The organism is Bradyrhizobium prioriisuperbiae, assembly GCF_032397745.1.
GTDB classification, from domain to species: Bacteria; Pseudomonadota; Alphaproteobacteria; order Rhizobiales; family Xanthobacteraceae; genus Bradyrhizobium_A; species Bradyrhizobium_A prioriisuperbiae.
In genome coordinates this window covers 4,070,012-4,085,725 of record NZ_CP135921.1, presented here as the reverse complement: position 1 = coordinate 4,085,725, position 15,714 = coordinate 4,070,012, and the positions used below count along the sequence as shown (strand labels likewise).

Sequence of the window (15,714 nt, the reverse complement as noted above, 5' to 3'; positions counted from 1 at the left end):
ACGGGATCGCTGCACCCGGAGGTCATGACCCGGGAGGCACTGTGACGGGGAGCCGAGACACGTTTACGATTCGCAGTCTGATCGTCGAACCGGCAAAGGAAAAACACAAAAATTGCGCCTACCGATGAAACGTGTTCATCTGAGGTACCATGGAACAACTCCCACTCGGCGCGCTACGCGCTTTCGAAGCTGCTGCACGGACTAGCTCTTTTCGCTCTGCGGGCGAAGAACTGGGCATCTCGCCGAGTGCCGTCAGCCACGCCATTCGCAAATTGGAATACCTGATCGGCGCAGCGCTGTTCGAGCGCGAAGGACGGTCGGTCCGACTCAACCCCGGCGGCGAGGCCCTGCTGCGCCATGTCTCCAGCGCCTTCGACGAGGTGCGACTCGGACTTGAGACAGTCGGAGCCCGCTCCGGCAATCTGCTGCGCCTGCATTGCGCGCCAAGCCTGGCGACGCAATGGCTGATGCCGCGACTGCGCGGCCTGATTGCCGAGCAGCCGGGCCTCAAGGTGCGTCTGTCAGCCAGCAACGACTATCCCGCTTTCCACAACGACGATTTCGATGCCGACATCTGCTACGGCCCGCCCCGCCAGGAAGGCCTGATTGTCTGCCCGCTCGGCGAAGAGCTGGTGACGCCGCTGTGCACGCCGCAGATCGCTGCAAACATCCGCTCGATCGCGGATCTCTCCGCCCACGACCTGATCGAAAGCGACTACAAGCGGGTGCGCTGGACCGAGTGGTTCACCGCCAACGACACCACCCCGCCGAGCCAGCGCGGCAGCCGCTTCGACCGCAGCTTCATGGCGATCGCCGCCGCCGTCGACGGCCTCGGCATAACGCTGGAATCCACCCGCCTGGCCGAGCGCGAACTGGCCAGCGGCCAGCTGGTTGCACCGCTCAAGGGCATCACCCGCGACGTCAGTTATGTCGGGCACTATCTGGTGTTTCCACCCAAGGCCAAGCCGCGGCGCGCGGTGCGGATGTTCGCCACCTGGCTGGCCCGGGAGCTCGGCCTGCCGCCGCTGGAGTTTTAGGGCAGGCGATAAGAGCAACCCGTCATCCTGAGGTGCGAGCCTCGCGGTGCACTTGCACCGCGGGGAGAGCCTCGAAGGATGACAGCCCGAACCTTAAATACCTTGGCCGTCCATCCTTCGAGGCGCGCAAGAGTGCGCACCTCAGGATGACGGATAATCTGCTGTCGCAGCGCTACCCGATCAGCTTCAACCACTCGTCCTCGCTCAGCACGGCCACGCCGAGCTCCTTCGCCTTGGTGAGCTTGGAACCGGCGTCCTCGCCGGCCACGACATAGTCGGTCTTCTTCGACACCGAACCCGACACCTTGGCGCCCAGTCGTTCGGCGGCGGCCTTGGCTTCGTCGCGGGTGAACTTGGTCAGCGAGCCCGTGAATACAACCGTCTTGCCGGCGACGGGCGTATCCTTGCGCGCCTGTTCGACCGGCAGCACCTCGATTTCACCAAGCAGATCGTGGAACGCCTTGAGGTTGCGCGGTTCGGCAAAGAATTCCACCACCGCATCGGCCACGACTTCGCCCACCCCTTCGATGTCGTTGAGATCCTCGTAGGCTTCGCTGTCGTGGCCCTTGCCTGCCGCGCGCATCGCGCGCTCGAAGGCTTCAACGGTGCCGTAGTGCCGCGCCAGCAGCTTGGCGTTGCCCTCGCCGACATGGCGAATACCGAGCCCGTAGATCAGCCGGTTGAGCTCGATGCGGCGGCGCTCGTTGATGGCGCTGAACAGATTGCGCACCGAGACTTCACCATAGCCCTCGCGCTGCATCAGCTTGCTGGATGAGCGAGCGTCGCGCTTTTCCAGTGTGAAGATATCGACCGCCGACTTTACCAGGTCGTCGGCATAGAATTCCTGCACCTGCTTGTCGCCGAAACCTTCGATGTCGAAGGCATTGCGGGAGACGAAGTGCTTCAGCTTCTCCACCGCCTGCGCCGGACAGATCAGCGCACCGGTGCAGCGCTTCACGACCTCGCCTTCCTCGCGCACCGCGTGGCTGCCGCACACCGGACAGGTGTCCGGAAATTTGTAGGGCTTGGCGTCCTTCGGCCGCTTGTCCAGCACCACGCTGACGACCTGCGGAATTACGTCGCCGGCGCGCTGCACCACCACGGTGTCGCCGACGCGGATGTCGACGCCATCGCGGATCGGCTCGCCGTCATTGCCGATGCCCTTGATGTAATCCTCATTGTGCAGCGTCGCATTCGACACCACCACACCGCCGACCGTGACGGGCGCAAGCCGCGCCACCGGCGTCAGCGCGCCGGTGCGGCCGACCTGGATGTCGATGCCGTTCATGACGGTGGTGGCCTGTTCGGCGGCGAACTTGTGCGCGATCGCCCAGCGCGGGCTGCGCGACACGAAGCCGAGCCGGTTCTGCCAGTCCAGCCGATCGACCTTGTAGACCACCCCATCGATATCGTAGCCGAGCGTGTCGCGCTCAGCGCCGATGCCGCGATAGAACGTCAGCGCCTCGTCGACGCTCTTGCACAGCGTGGTGCGCGGATTGGTGACGAAGCCCGCCTTCGCCATCCATTTGATCATGCCGAACTGCGTATCTGCCGGCGTCTCGCTCATCTCGCCCCAGGTGTAGGCAAAGAATTTGAGCGGCCGCGACGCGGTGATCGATGGATCCTTCTGGCGCAGCGAGCCGGCGGCGGAATTGCGCGGATTGGCGAACACCGTGTCTTCGGCTTCCGCCTGCTTCTTGTTCAGCTCGAGAAAATCCGCGGTCCGCATATAGACTTCACCGCGGATCTCGCAGACCGCGGGAATGGCTTTGCCCTTCAACGTGTTCGGGATGTCCTTGATGGTGCGGACATTGGCGGTGACGTCTTCACCTTCGAAGCCATCGCCGCGGGTCGCGGCCGTCACCAGTTCGCCGTTCTGATAACGCAGCGACAGCGACAGACCGTCGATCTTGGGCTCCGCGACAATCGCCGGAATCTCGTCCAGCTTGAGGAAGCGCTGGATACGTTCGATGAAATCGGCGACATCCTCGTCGCTGAAGGCATTGCCCAGCGACAGCATCGGCACCGCGTGGCGCACCTTGGCGAAACGGCCCAACGGCTGCGCGCCGACCCTTTGCGACGGTGATTCCGCCGTCAGCAGATCGGGAAACCGCGCCTCGATATCCCCGACACGCCGGCGCAGCGCGTCATACTCGGCATCGGAAATCTTCGGGGCGTCGTCCTGATAGTAGCGCTTGTCGTGCAGGGAGATTTCCAGCGCCAGCCGAACCAGTTCGGCCTTGGCCTGGGCATGGGTGAGATGCTCGACGGCGGCAGGCGCCTTCTTCTTGGCTGCGGCTTTTGCCGTCACCTTCTTTGCCGACATGGCCGCCCCCACCCCTTCAATTCAAGCGTTATGTGATTCTACGTTGTTGGCCGGCCTCAGGCGAGGAGGCACATACGCTACGCCGTCGCCGCCTTCAGCAACCGGTCCGCGGCGGCGCGCGCCTCTGCGGTGATCTCGGCGCCGGCCAGCATGCGGGCGATTTCCTCGCGGCGGTGATCGCTCTTGAGCGTTGCGACGCTGGTGGCGACGCGCTTGCCCTTGTCGAGCGCATCCTTGGAAATCAGCAGATGCTGGTCGGCGCGCGCGGCGACCTGCGGCGCGTGGGTCACGGCCATCACCTGCACCTTGCCGGCCAGCCGCGCCAGCCGCGCGCCGATGGCATCCGCCACGGCGCCACCCACGCCGGTATCGATTTCGTCGAACACCAGGGTCGGCGCCGATCCGCGATCCGACAACACGACCTTCAGCGCCAGCAGGAAACGCGACAGCTCGCCGCCGGAGGCGACCTTCATCAATGGCCCGGGCCGCGTGCCGGGATTGGTCTGCACCCAGAACTCGACGCGGTCGATGCCCTGCGGGCCGGCTGCAGCAGTGTCGCTGTCGACCTGGGTCATGAATTTGGCGCGCTCGAGCTTGAGCGGCGCGAGCTCGGCATTGACGGCCTTGTTGAGCTTCTCGGAGGCCTTGCCCCGCACGGCCGAGAGCTTCACGGCGGCGGCGTCATAAGCCTTGTCCGCTTCGCCGGCGGCTTTTTCCAGCACCTTGAGCCGTTCCGCACCGGCATCGATCAGCGCCACGTCGGAGGCATAACGTTCCGCCAGTGCGGCGAGGCTGTCCACCGGGGTGGAATACTTCCGCGCCGCCGCGCGCAGCGCGAACAGCCGCTCCTCGATCCGCTCGAGCTCCGCCGGATCGAAATCCGCCGCCCTCAGCGCCGCGTTGAGATGCTGGTCGGCCTCTTCCAGCGCGTTGATGGCGACATCGATCGCCTTGACCGCGGGCTCGATCAGTGTCGGTGAATTCGCCGCGCGGCGCTCCAGCCGGCGCACCGCCGCGGCCAGGCCCGGCACCGGCGACTGATGGCCGCCAACCACTTCCAGCGCCTCGCGCAGGTCGGAGGCGATCTTTTCGCCCTGCATCATGGTGGTGCGACGCTCGGCCAGCGAAGTTTCCTCGCCGGCCTGCGGTTTGAGCTTGCGCAATTCGTCGGAGGCATGGCGCAGGAAATCGGCCTCGCGCGCGGCGCGCTCCATGCCGGCGCGATGATCGTCCAGCGCGGTGCGCGCAGTGCGGCGCGCCTCCCACAGCGCTTCCAGCGCCGTGACATCTTTTTCCAGGCCGGCAAAGGCATCGAGCAGGCGGCGATGGGTGGCGGCATCCACCAGCGCGCGCTCATCGTGCTGGCCGTGGATTTCCACCAGCGCCGTGCCGACCGCCTTCAGGGTCTGCACACTGATGGCCTGGTCGTTGAGAAACGCGCGGGTGCGGCCGTCGGCGAGCTGCACGCGGCGCAGAATCATCTCGCCGGTGTCGTCGAGCCCGTTCTCGCTGAGGATTTTCGCGGCCGGATGGCGCTTGGGCACATCGAACACCGCTGTTACCTGGCCCTGCTCCGCGCCGTGGCGGACAAGGCCGGCATCGCCGCGGCCGCCGAGCGCCAGCGCGAATGCATCGAGAAGAATGGATTTGCCCGCCCCGGTCTCTCCGGTCAGCACCGCAAGCCCGCGGGCGAAATCGATGTCGAGCCGCTCGATCAGGACGATGTCACGGATCGAAAGGCGCGCCAGCATTGCGGTCAGATCCTATCCAAGGCCCCATTTCTTCGCGACCCTGAAGGCCTTGCTGATATAGGACTCTTTGTTTTCGCTCGGTTCGAGTCCGCCGGACTTTACTAGATTGTAGCTGTCTTTGTACCACTTGCTGTCAGGAAAGTTGTGGCCAAGCACGGCGGCGGCGGTCTGGGCCTCGCCGACCACGCCGATGGTCATATAGGCCTCGGTCAGGCGCGCCAGCGCTTCCTCGACATGGCGGGTGGTCTGATACTGGGTCACCACCAGCTTGAAGCGGTTGATCGCGGCGGTGTAATCGCGCTTGTCCATGTAATAGCGGCCGACCGACATTTCCTTGCCGGCAAGCTGGTCGCGAGCGCCTTCCAGCTTCTTCTTGGCGGAGGTGGCGTATTCGGAATCGGGATATTTGCGAATCACCTCTTCCAGTGCGCTCATGGCCTTCTCGGTGCGGCCCTGATCGCGGCTGATGTCCGGGATCTGGTCGTAATGCGAGGCGGCGATCAGGTACTGCGCATAAGCCGCGTCCGGCGTTCCCGGATGCAGGCTGACATAACGCGAGGCCGAGCCGATCGCGGTGTCGTAGTCGCCGCCCTCATAGGCCGCGTAAGCCGACATCAACAGCGACTTGCGCGCCCAGGTCGAATACGGATGCTGGCGGTCGACTTCCTCGAACTTCTTGTTGGCCGCCTTGATGTCCTTCTTCTCGTTCATCAGGTACAAGCCCTCGTTGTAGAGCTTGTCCGCCGGCTCCTCGACGAAGGTGTTGTCGTCCTTGGCGAGGAATTTGTCCCAGATCGGCCCGGTGCCGCAGCCGCCGAGCGTGGTCGCAAGAAGCATCAGTCCGCCCGCAAAGCCGAGGTGGCGTCCGATCCGGCCTGTCCGGTTCGCGCGAGAAAACGACATGTTGCGTTGTCCAACCATCATGGATGTGACCGACCTCAAGAGACGCGAGTCTCTTGCTATCAAGAGTCTCTAACTACAAAGCCAACTTATCGAACCAGATTAGTGCGATCAGATTGCCATGGCCTTATCGGCCTGGACCATCGGCGCCAATCCGCTCATGTGCGCACGTTGATCATCTGCACGTTGGTCGTGCGCCTATGTAGCTGAAAAACCTGCCTGAACCAACCGACTATGCACACATTCCGCCCGGATTAAGGCGAATTGCACTGATGCCGGGGGACGGGAGATGAGCTTTGGGGAGTGTTGCAAAAGGGCCGGCGCCGGCTATAGCGTTTTCCAGCGAAGTGGATACCGGTTCCCTCGCGACAAACGCAAAGCGTTTGCGCGGAGAAGAAAACGCGTCAAAACAACGAATCTCAGCGCTAAGACCCTGATCATTCAGGACAGGAAGGCTCAGGAGACGTCCGGAGCGTAGACCGGAACGAGACCACCCAGGAGACCACCGACGACGTCGGCATGACCGCGGGCGTGACGAACGGACACGGCGGGCTCCGCCTCGACGACCCGCCAGGCGCTGCGGTCAGCCATCAGGGCGCTGAGCACGGCGTGATTGAGCTTGTGGCCGCCCCGCACCGAGCGATACAGGCCGATCAGCGGCAGGCCGGCCAGCGCCAGATCACCGATCGCGTCGAGCACCTTGTGACGGGCGCATTCGTCGGCGTAACGCAGGCCTTCCGGGTTCAGCACCCGGTCGGTTTCGAACACCACCGAATTGTCCAGCGACGCGCCACGCGCAAAACCGGACTTCAGCAGCTGCTGGACGTCGCCCATGCAGCCGAAGGTACGGGCGCGCGAAATGTCGCGGCGGAACGCATCTGGGGTCACGTCGAGCATGTAGCTCTGGTGGCCGATCATCGGGTTGGTGAAGCTGATTTCGACCTCAGTGCGGAAACCGCCGGCATAGGGGCGCAGTTCGCCGAATGACTGGCCGAGTGTCACCTGCACCGGCTTGAGAACTTCGATATAGCGGCGCGGCGCCGGTTGCTGCCGGATGCCGGCGCGATCGATCGCGGCGACGAAGGGAGCGGAGCTGCCGTCCATGATCGGCACTTCAGAACCGTCGACTTCGATGGTGGCATTGTCGACGCCCATGCCGCGCAGCGCAGCAAGAACATGCTCGGCAGTGGAGACCATCACGCCCTGGCGATCACCCAGGACTGTGGCGAAATCGGTGGCGACGACCGCGCCGGCCTTGGCGCGCAGCTCGCGATTCTGCCCTTCGGGATCGGTCCGGACAAAAACAAAACCGGCGTCGACATCGGCAGGTCCCATGGTCATCGTGACCTGCGAGCCCGAATGTACGCCCACGCCCGTCACGGTGACGTGCGAACGAAGCGTCGTTTGCCGGCTGAATTTCATGCACTGCCCACTAATGACTCACTGAACCAAATTTCCCCCGCCGCGTCTTATGGAACGTCCCCGAGAGTCGCGTTCCTAGATTAGGCGATTTGATTCAAAGTGATCCCCAAGTCCTTTTCACCATACTCCTCGACGGGAGTCGCGCCAGTCACGGTTTTTTACCGATTGTTACCCCAAACCCGCCGTATTTGCGCCGCCCGTTAACCAAATTCGGGCAGCGATTGCAAGCCCTCGCCTTCTCAAATTCTCCAGTTAATTCAAAGCGTTAAAAAACTTCACAACATTCCCACCGCACAAACGAATGTCCCGGCCTGGTGGGCCGGGACATGGTCGATTTCAGCTGATGTAACAAAGCCACAGCTGGCCTGTAACAATGCTCAGGTGGCCTGCCGGCGGAGGAACGCCGGGATATCCAGGTGGTCGTCGCCCTGGGCCGGCGGCTGCGGCGCCGGCCGGCCATGGGAATCGAGGCCTTGTGGGGCCGGGCGGCGAGCATACTCGGACACCGGCTCGCCGGCGCCGACCTGCGGCATCGGACGCTGCGGCTTGCGCTCCTGCAGCGGCGGCATCTGCGGCATGGCCGGGTTGGAGGCCCGCGCTGCGATCGGCGGTTCGCTCTCTTCGTCACGCCGGCCGAGACCGACATTGGCGAGGCGCTGCAGCAGCGACAGCCGCTTCTGCTGCGGATGCTCGTCTTCGGCCTCACCAGCCGCCTGGCGGATCTGGTTCTGGGCCGGCATCGGCAGCTCGTCGAACTTCGGCATCCGTGGCGCACGCAGCGGCGCACGCTCGGCGGCCGGCGGAATGAACGCGGTCGGCAGCGCCGGCTCCTGCAGCTGCACGGCGGCAGGCTGGTCGGGGAACAGCGAGGGCTTCGGCGCGATCGGGCGGATCATGACATCGCCATAGGCTCCCGGCTGCATCTGCGACGCGGCTTCCGCCTGTTGTTCGGGCGAGACCGCAGCCGCGATGGCTGCGAGCGCGGCGCGATCGAAGTCGGCCGGCGGGCGCTGGCCCTGCACGGGCGGCGCCGCCTGGACGGGACGTCCACCATCCTGCTTGGCGCGTTCGGCCATGCGCTGGTTGTCGGCCTTCAGGCGCGCGGTCAGGTCGGCGAGACGGCTGTCGGGCGCCGCGGCCACCGCAGGGGCGGACGGGGTCTGGGTCAGCCGCGCGGTCGCGGTCTGGTCGATGCCGGTGGCCACCACCGAGACGCGGATGACGCCGTCGAGCGATTCGTCGAAGGTGGCGCCGACGATGATGTTGGCGTCCTGGTCGACTTCCTCACGGATGCGGGTCGCGGCTTCGTCGACCTCGAACAGCGTCAGGTCCTTGCCGCCGGTGATGGAGATCAGCAGGCCACGGGCGCCCTTCATCGAGGAATCGTCGATCAGCGGGTTGGCGATCGCAGCTTCAGCCGCGGTCAGCGCGCGCTTCTCGCCGGAGGCCTCGCCGGTGCCCATCATCGCCTTGCCCATCTCGCGCATCACGGCGCGGACGTCGGCGAAGTCGAGGTTGATCAGACCTTCCTTGACCATCAGGTCGGTGATGCAGGCAACGCCCGAATACAGCACCTGGTCGGCCATCGCGAAGGCGTCGGCGAAGGTGGTCTTCTCGTTGGCGACCCGGAACAGGTTCTGGTTCGGGATGATCAGAAGCGTATCCACCACCTTGTGCAGTTCGGTGATGCCGGTCTCGGCCGTGCGCATGCGGCGCTGGCCCTCGAAATGGAACGGCTTGGTCACCACACCCACGGTGAGGATGCCCATGTCGCGGGCCGTCTTGGCAATGACGGGAGCCGCACCCGTGCCGGTGCCGCCGCCCATGCCGGCGGTGACGAACACCATGTTGGCGCCGGTCAGATGGTCGCGGATTTCGTCGATAACCTCTTGCGCGGCGGCCGCGCCGACGTCCGGCTGCGAGCCGGCACCGAGGCCCTGGGTCACCTGGGTGCCCATCTGCACGATGCGCTCGGCCTTCGACATGGTCAGCGCCTGGGCATCGGTGTTGGCGACCACGAAGTCGACGCCAACAAGGCCCGCGGTGATCATGTTGTTGACGGCGTTGCCGCCCGCGCCGCCGACGCCAAACACGGTGATCCGCGGCTTCAACTCGCGGATGTCGGGAATGTTGAGATTGATGGTCATGTTTGCCTCTCGATTACGCGCGAGTTGTGCCGGAATGCCTGCGGCCCAAACCGGAACACCGGACCGAAGCGGTTGACGAAATCATGTGTACGCACTGCCGGATCATCAGAACCCCTCGCGAAGCCATTGTCCGACCTTCCCGAAATAGCCGCCGCCATAAGTCCCCGTCTTGAGCTGCCGCGTGTGCCGCGGTTCGACATGTTCGAGGTGAGCGAATTGCGGGTAGACCAGCAGCCCGGTGGGCACCGCGAACGATGCGCTCTTGGCTTCCGCCGGCAGCCGGCCGAAGCCGAGCGGACGGCCGACGCGCACCGGACGATTGAGAATCTGGCTGGCCAGCTCCGGAATGCCGGTCAGCAGCGAGGCGCCGCCGGTCAGCACCACCCGCGCCCGCGGTTCGGCCGCAAAGGGAGAATCTGCCAGCCGGTCCCTGACCATTTCAAAAATCTCCTCGGCGCGCTGGCGAATGATGTTGGCGATGGTGGCGCGGGAGACGATCTGCGGCACATCGCGGTCGTGGTCGTCTGCCGAAGGCACGCTCATCAACTCGCGCGCGTCGGAACCACCCGTCAGCACGGTACCGTATAAAGTCTTGATTCGCTCCGCATCCGCAATGCAGGCGCCGAGTCCACGGGCCAAATCCATCGTGATGTGTTGCCCGCCGAGCGCAAATCCGCTGGCATGGACAAAGCGGCCGGTCGAATAGGTGGCGATGGTCGTCGTTCCCGCGCCCATGTCGACGATGGCGGCACCGGTGTCGACCTCGTCGTCGGTCAGCACGGAGAGGCCGGCGAGGTAGGGGCTGGCTGCCATGGCCTCGACATTGAGATGACAGCGCTCGACCACCAGCATCAGGTTCTTGCAGGCGGAGGCGTCGGCGGTGACGACATTCATGTCGACACCAAATTTGCTTGCGACCATTCCGCGCGGATCGCGAATGCCCTTCACGCCGTCAAGCGAATAGCCGACCGGCAGCGCGTGCAGCGCGGTGCGGCCCGTGGCGGTGGCGTGGTGCATGCCGGTGGAGGTGACGCGGCCGACATCGGCCGGCGACACCGTGCCGCCGCGGATATCGGCGGCGGCTTCGATCAACTGCCCCTGCAGGCGGCCGGCAGACACCGACAGCAGCACGGATTCGACCCGCACCTTGGCCATGCGTTCGGCCACCGAAATGGCCTGGCGGACCGACTGCTCGCACTGGGCCAGATCGATCACCGCACCGGCTTTGACGCCGAGCGACTGGATGTGACTGATGCCGATCAATTCGATGGCGTGGGTACGGCCGCGCAGCGCCTCGCTCGGCGGACACGGCTTCAGCCGGGCGATCAGGCAGGCCACCTTGCTGGTGCCGATATCAAGCGCCGCCACCAAAGCGGTGCGGTTTGCCGGCATGGCGCGGGTCTTGGGGGTCAGCTGACGGTCGAGACTGGTCATGCGTCACTGGCCTTGCGTTTCGGCTTCTTGTCTTTGAGCAGCTCGTCCCGCGCCTTGCCCGCATCGTCGGACAGCCGGACGGTGACGCGATCCGGCAGCCGCAGGTCGATGGCGGTGATATCGCGGGAGAACAGCCGGTCTTCCTTGTCGAGCTTCGACAGCAGCGCCAGCGAGCTCTCGAGCCCGGCTTCCGGCAGCCGCACGTCAAGACCGTCGGCCAGGCGCAGATTCCAGCGGCGCTCGCCAACGAACACGATGGCCTTCACGGCGGAGCGCACCTGCGGATACTGCGCCAGCAAAGTGAGGAAATCCTTGGCCCGGGTTGCGGCGCCCTTGCCCACCACCAGCGGCAGCGAGGTGAAACGGCGGGACACCCAGGGCTCCAGCACCGCGCCGTCCTCGGCGATCACCGATAGCGCGCCGTCCTGCTGCCAGAGAGCGAACGCCTTGCGCTCGGTGATGTCGATCTGCAGTTGTCCCGGATAGAGCTTGAGAACGGTGGCATCGGCGATCCAGGGGCTGGACTTGAGCTTGTCGCGCACGGTCGCGGCGTCGAGGAACAGCAGCGACGAGCGGCCGGTGACGCCACCGATCGCCAGCACTTCATCCTGGGTCAGCTGCTTGCGGCCGCTGATGGCGACATTGGTGATGCGGAACCCGACGGCATTGGCCGCTGCGTTGCGGGCATCGCTCAGGGTCGACACCACGTCGTCGACATGGTTGCCCTTCACCACGCCGAGCACGAGAGAGGCCAGCAATATAAAGAGTGTAGCGAACAGCCCGAACCGGCGCGGCAGCTGGCGCTGCAGCTGCACCAGGAAACGCGGCATGTCCTCGTCCTGGGCGGCGGTGCGATAGCTCATGCGACGCGAACGGTCAGCCGCGCGCGCAGCCCGCGGCGCAGCGCGTCGCGCCGTTGTCGTCGTCTGTTCGGATTGGGGCCCCTTCTGTCTCAGCGACCGAGCGAGGCGTCCTCCACCATCCATTGCACGAGCTCGTCAAACGTTATGCCTGCATACATCGCAGGCTCTGGCGCAGGTGACGTCTCGGTCATGCCGGGCTCAAATGTGGGTTTTGACCTCTAACAGATCAGGCCCCCGCATCTCGATGCGGTCGTCGTCACGGAAATCCGCACGGCTCACGCCCTGGCAGCCAAGCGCGTCATGCGCCGCCAGCGTTAACCTTCGGGCTTCCTGGTAAACAAAAGGTAAAACCGGGGGGATCTGGACGTATTTTGATGCGCCGGAAGAACGGTTTATTCCGAAATCGTAAGAATTTTACGGTTGACGACTCTGGTTCCCTTCGGTTCCCGGCCTCCAGGGAGATCACGGCTGTATCTGGGTCCGCTTTTCGGCCAGCGCGATCTGGTCATGCAGGAAATCGACGAATTCGATCCCCTGCGCCTTCAGCGCCTTCGGGTAGAGCGAGGCCTTGGTCAGGCCCGGCAGGGTGTTGGTTTCGAGGTAGATCGGCCCCTTGTCCGAGATGATGAAGTCGGTTCGGGAATAGCCGCGGCACGACAGCACCCGGTGCGCCCTGAGCGCCTTGTCCATCAACAGGGCCGTGATCTCCTGCGAAAACCGCCCGGGGCAGATTTCCTGGGTCGCTTTCGCCAGATACTTGGCCCGGTAGTCGAAGCCGAAACCGCCGTCCGCCGGAATGATCTCGATCGGCGGCAGCGATATCAGCGACCCATCGGACTGCTCCAGCACCCCGCACGTCGCCTCCACGCCGGCGATGAACGGCTCGACCACATAGTCTTCGGTCTTTGCTGCGGTCCGGACCGCAACGAGGTCCTGGGTCGAATTGACGAAAATGAGACCGTAGCTCGATCCATCCCGCGCGGGCTTGGCGATCAACCGGCCGTACTGCGCGAACGCGCCCTCCATATTGTCCAATGTCACAGCGGCAGGCGCTTCGACCCCCGCAGTGGCGACAAACCGTTTGGCGGCGATCTTGTCGAAGGCGAGATTCGATGCCGCCGAACCGGACCCCGTAAACCGGATGCCGCGGATTTCGCACATCGCCTGCAGCTCGCCGTTCTCGGCCCGGCCGCCGTGCAGGCCGAGCACCAGCACCCGCCCCTCATCCTTCGCCTGGTCCAGCGCCTGCTCCAGACCGAAACCGCGATCGCCGGGCTTGAACGGATCCTCGAACGGCTTGAGATGACCGAGCAGTTGTTCGGATTGCACCTGATGCACCGTGTCGTCGATGTCCCAGAACCACAGGTCGGCGTCGGGCAAAGCCGCGTGCAGGGCCTGAGCGGACGCCACCGATACCAGACGCTCCTTGTTGGTGCCGCCGAAAAGAATGGTCGTGCGCATCATGCCCGTCCGTTGATTCCGATCCGCTTGATTTCCCAGTGCAGCTCAATTCCGGAGGTCTCTTTGACCTTCGTGCGCACGGTCTCGCCCAATGTCTCGATGTCGTGACCGGTGGCGTCGCCGGTGTTGATCAGGAAATTGCAATGCATCTCCGAGACCTGGGCGCCGCCGACACGGAAGCCCCGCAGGCCGGCGACATCGATCAGCTTCCAGGCGCTGTGTCCTGCCGGATTCTTGAAGGTCGAACCGCCGGTCTTTTCCCGGATCGGCTGCGCGGTCTCGCGATGGTTTTGCACCTCGGCCATCCGCGCGCGGATCGCTTCGGGATCACTGATGCGACCGCGATACAGCGCAGACGTAAAGATCACGCCATCCTCGACGCCGCTGTTGCGATAGACGAACTTCATGTCGGCGTTGGAGAAGGTTCTGATATCGCCGGCGCGCGTCACACCCCGCGCTTCCACCAGCACATCCTTGGTCTCGCCGCCATTGGCGCCGGCGTTCATGCGCAGCGCACCGCCGATCGAGCCGGGAATGCCGAAATAGAATTCGAGCCCGCTGATGTTGGCGGCCGCCGCCGTCTCCGCCACGCGTTTGTCGAGGGCCGCGGTGCCGGCGCGCACGGTGTCGCCATCCGCCTTGGCCTCGCCAAAGCCACGCGGCGACAACCGGATCACCACGCCCGGCACGCCACCGTCGCGCACGATCAGGTTGGAGCCGACGCCAATCGGATAGACCGGGATGTCCTGCGGCAACCGCGCCAGGAAATAAGCCAGATCGTCTTCATCCGCCGGTGTGAACAGCACCTGTGCGGGGCCGCCGACACGAAACCAGGTCAGTGCCGCGAGACCTTCATTGCCGAGCAATCGCCCGCGCAGGTCGGGCATTGCGGAGGTCAGAGTGGGAAGCAGGTCGGGAAAGCTCAATTCGCCGTCTCCAACGCTTTCAATTCCGCCGGAAGCGCATAGGCCCACTGGGTGATGTTGCCGGCGCCAAGACAGACGACATAGTCGCCACTCATGGCCACGCCGCGAACCACCTCGGCGAGCTGTGTCGAATCTTTCAGCGGAATCACCTCACGATGGCCGTGGGCGCGCAGCCCCAGCACGAAATGATCGCGGTCGATGCCCGCGATCGGCGCCTCGCCCGCCGGATAGACGTCGGCGACGATGACGGTATCGGCGTCGTTGAAGCAGGTGCAGAATTCTTCGAACAGGGATTGCAGGCGGGTGTAGCGGTGCGGCTGCACCACGGCGATCACCTTGTTCTTGGTCGAGTCGCGCGCGGCGCGCAGCACGGCGGCGATCTCGACCGGGTGATGGCCGTAGTCGTCGATCACGGTGACGCCGTTCCAGTCGCCGGTCTTGGTGAAGCGGCGCTTGACACCGCCAAAGCCGGCCAGCGCCTTGCGGATGGCATCATCGGAAAGCCCGAGTTCGTGGGCCACAGCGATCGCCGCGGTCGCATTGGACGCGTTGTGGCGCCCCGGCATCGGCAGCACCAGCTTGTCGATTTCGTGGGTCGAGCCGTCCTTGCGATTGCGGAACGACACCTTGAAAGTCGAACCGCCATTGGCGGCGGCGAGATTCATCAGGCGAACGTCGGCCTGCGGGTTCTCGCCATAGGTGATGATGCGGCGGTCTTCGATCTTGCCAACCAGGGTCTGCACCACCGGATGATCGATGCACATCACGGCGAAGCCGTAGAACGGCACGCTCTCGACGAAATTGCGGAACGCTTCCTGCACCGCATCGAAGGTCTTGAAGTGATCGAGATGCTCGGGATCGACATTGGTGACGATGGCGACATCGGCGGGCAGCTTCAGGAAGGTGCCGTCGCTCTCGTCGGCTTCCACCACCATCCACTCGCCGGCGCCGAGCCGCGCATTGGTGCCGTAGGCATTGATGATGCCGCCATTGATCACGGTGGGATCGAGATTGCCGGCATCGAGCAGCGTCGCCACCATCGAGGTGGTGGTGGTCTTGCCGTGGGTGCCGGCGATCGCGACACAGCTCTTCAGCCGCATCAGCTCGGCCAGCATCTCGGCACGGCGCACCACCGGAATGCGCTGGGCGCGCGCCGCCATCAATTCCGGATTGTCGCGCTTGATGGCGGACGAGACCACCATGACACCGGCGCCGGCCACATTGTCGGCCGCATGGCCGACGACGACAGCGATGCCGTTGTCACGCAGGCGCTTGACGTTGGCGCTCTCGGCCACATCGGAGCCGCGCACCGTATAGCCGAGATTGTTCAGCACCTCGGCAATGCCGCTCATGCCGATGCCGCCGATCCCGACGAAGTGAATAGGTCCGATTTCGCGGGGCAGTCTCATCTCGATCTCACCGGCTGTGTATGGCGCAGGGGCCGAAG

General features: G+C 64.7%; 11 protein-coding genes and 1 pseudogene. 1 reads left to right on the top strand and 11 read right to left on the bottom strand.

What is annotated here, in order from left to right; translation table 11 throughout:
• Positions 1-149 precede the first annotated feature (149 nt).
• Positions 150-1,037 carry a LysR substrate-binding domain-containing protein gene (locus RS897_RS19130; protein ID WP_315838065.1) on the top strand — a complete coding sequence of 296 codons (888 nt, stop codon included), beginning with the start codon at positions 150-152 and terminating at the stop codon, positions 1,035-1,037.
• Between the two features lie 172 nt (positions 1,038-1,209).
• On the opposite strand, the gene ligA is transcribed toward RS897_RS19130, so the two are convergent.
• The 11 genes and pseudogenes from ligA to murC all read right to left on the bottom strand — a co-directional run bounded on the left by ligA (position 1,210) and on the right by murC (position 15,676).
• Positions 1,210-3,363, bottom strand: a complete 2,154-nt coding sequence (gene ligA / locus RS897_RS19125) for an NAD-dependent DNA ligase LigA (RefSeq protein WP_315838064.1) — start codon at positions 3,361-3,363, stop codon at positions 1,210-1,212.
• Between the two features lie 77 nt (positions 3,364-3,440).
• On the bottom strand, positions 3,441-5,114 hold the full coding sequence (recN, locus tag RS897_RS19120; RefSeq protein ID WP_315838063.1) for a DNA repair protein RecN: 1,674 nt from the start codon (positions 5,112-5,114) through the stop codon (positions 3,441-3,443).
• Between the two features lie 12 nt (positions 5,115-5,126).
• A complete protein-coding gene (locus RS897_RS19115; RefSeq protein WP_407654514.1) occupies positions 5,127-6,017 on the bottom strand; it encodes an outer membrane protein assembly factor BamD in 891 nt (296 codons plus the stop codon).
• Positions 6,018-6,470: 453 nt separating this feature from the next.
• Positions 6,471-7,436 carry a UDP-3-O-acyl-N-acetylglucosamine deacetylase gene (gene lpxC, locus RS897_RS19110; protein WP_315838062.1) on the bottom strand — a complete coding sequence of 322 codons (966 nt, stop codon included), beginning with the start codon at positions 7,434-7,436 and terminating at the stop codon, positions 6,471-6,473.
• Between the two features lie 377 nt (positions 7,437-7,813).
• Positions 7,814-9,583 (bottom strand): cell division protein FtsZ, encoded by a 1,770-nt coding sequence (gene ftsZ, locus RS897_RS19105; protein ID WP_315838061.1) that lies wholly within the window; start codon positions 9,581-9,583, stop codon positions 7,814-7,816.
• Positions 9,584-9,688: 105 nt separating this feature from the next.
• A complete protein-coding gene (gene ftsA / locus RS897_RS19100; RefSeq protein ID WP_315838060.1) occupies positions 9,689-11,017 on the bottom strand; it encodes a cell division protein FtsA in 1,329 nt (442 codons plus the stop codon).
• Entirely contained in the window at positions 11,014-12,003 is a 990-nt protein-coding gene (locus RS897_RS19095) for a cell division protein FtsQ/DivIB (protein ID WP_315838059.1), read from the bottom strand. Before RS897_RS19095 ends, ftsA begins: the two co-directional genes overlap by 4 nt.
• Positions 11,970-12,288: pseudogene (locus tag RS897_RS19090) on the bottom strand (D-alanine--D-alanine ligase); the annotation flags it as partial. The pseudogene RS897_RS19090 and the gene RS897_RS19095, both read right to left, overlap by 34 nt.
• A 54-nt stretch (positions 12,289-12,342) precedes the next feature.
• Complete coding sequence (locus tag RS897_RS19085) at positions 12,343-13,341, bottom strand: D-alanine--D-alanine ligase family protein (RefSeq protein WP_315838058.1); 999 nt, start codon at positions 13,339-13,341, stop codon at positions 12,343-12,345.
• Positions 13,341-14,267 carry a UDP-N-acetylmuramate dehydrogenase gene (murB, locus tag RS897_RS19080; protein WP_315838057.1) on the bottom strand — a complete coding sequence of 309 codons (927 nt, stop codon included), beginning with the start codon at positions 14,265-14,267 and terminating at the stop codon, positions 13,341-13,343. The genes RS897_RS19085 and murB overlap by 1 nt, the downstream gene beginning before the upstream one ends.
• The gene (murC, locus tag RS897_RS19075; protein ID WP_315838056.1) at positions 14,264-15,676 is read right to left on the bottom strand and encodes a UDP-N-acetylmuramate--L-alanine ligase; all 1,413 of its coding nucleotides are present in this window, start codon (positions 15,674-15,676) and stop codon (positions 14,264-14,266) included. The genes murB and murC overlap by 4 nt, the downstream gene beginning before the upstream one ends.
• Between the last annotated feature and the right edge of the window lie 38 nt (positions 15,677-15,714).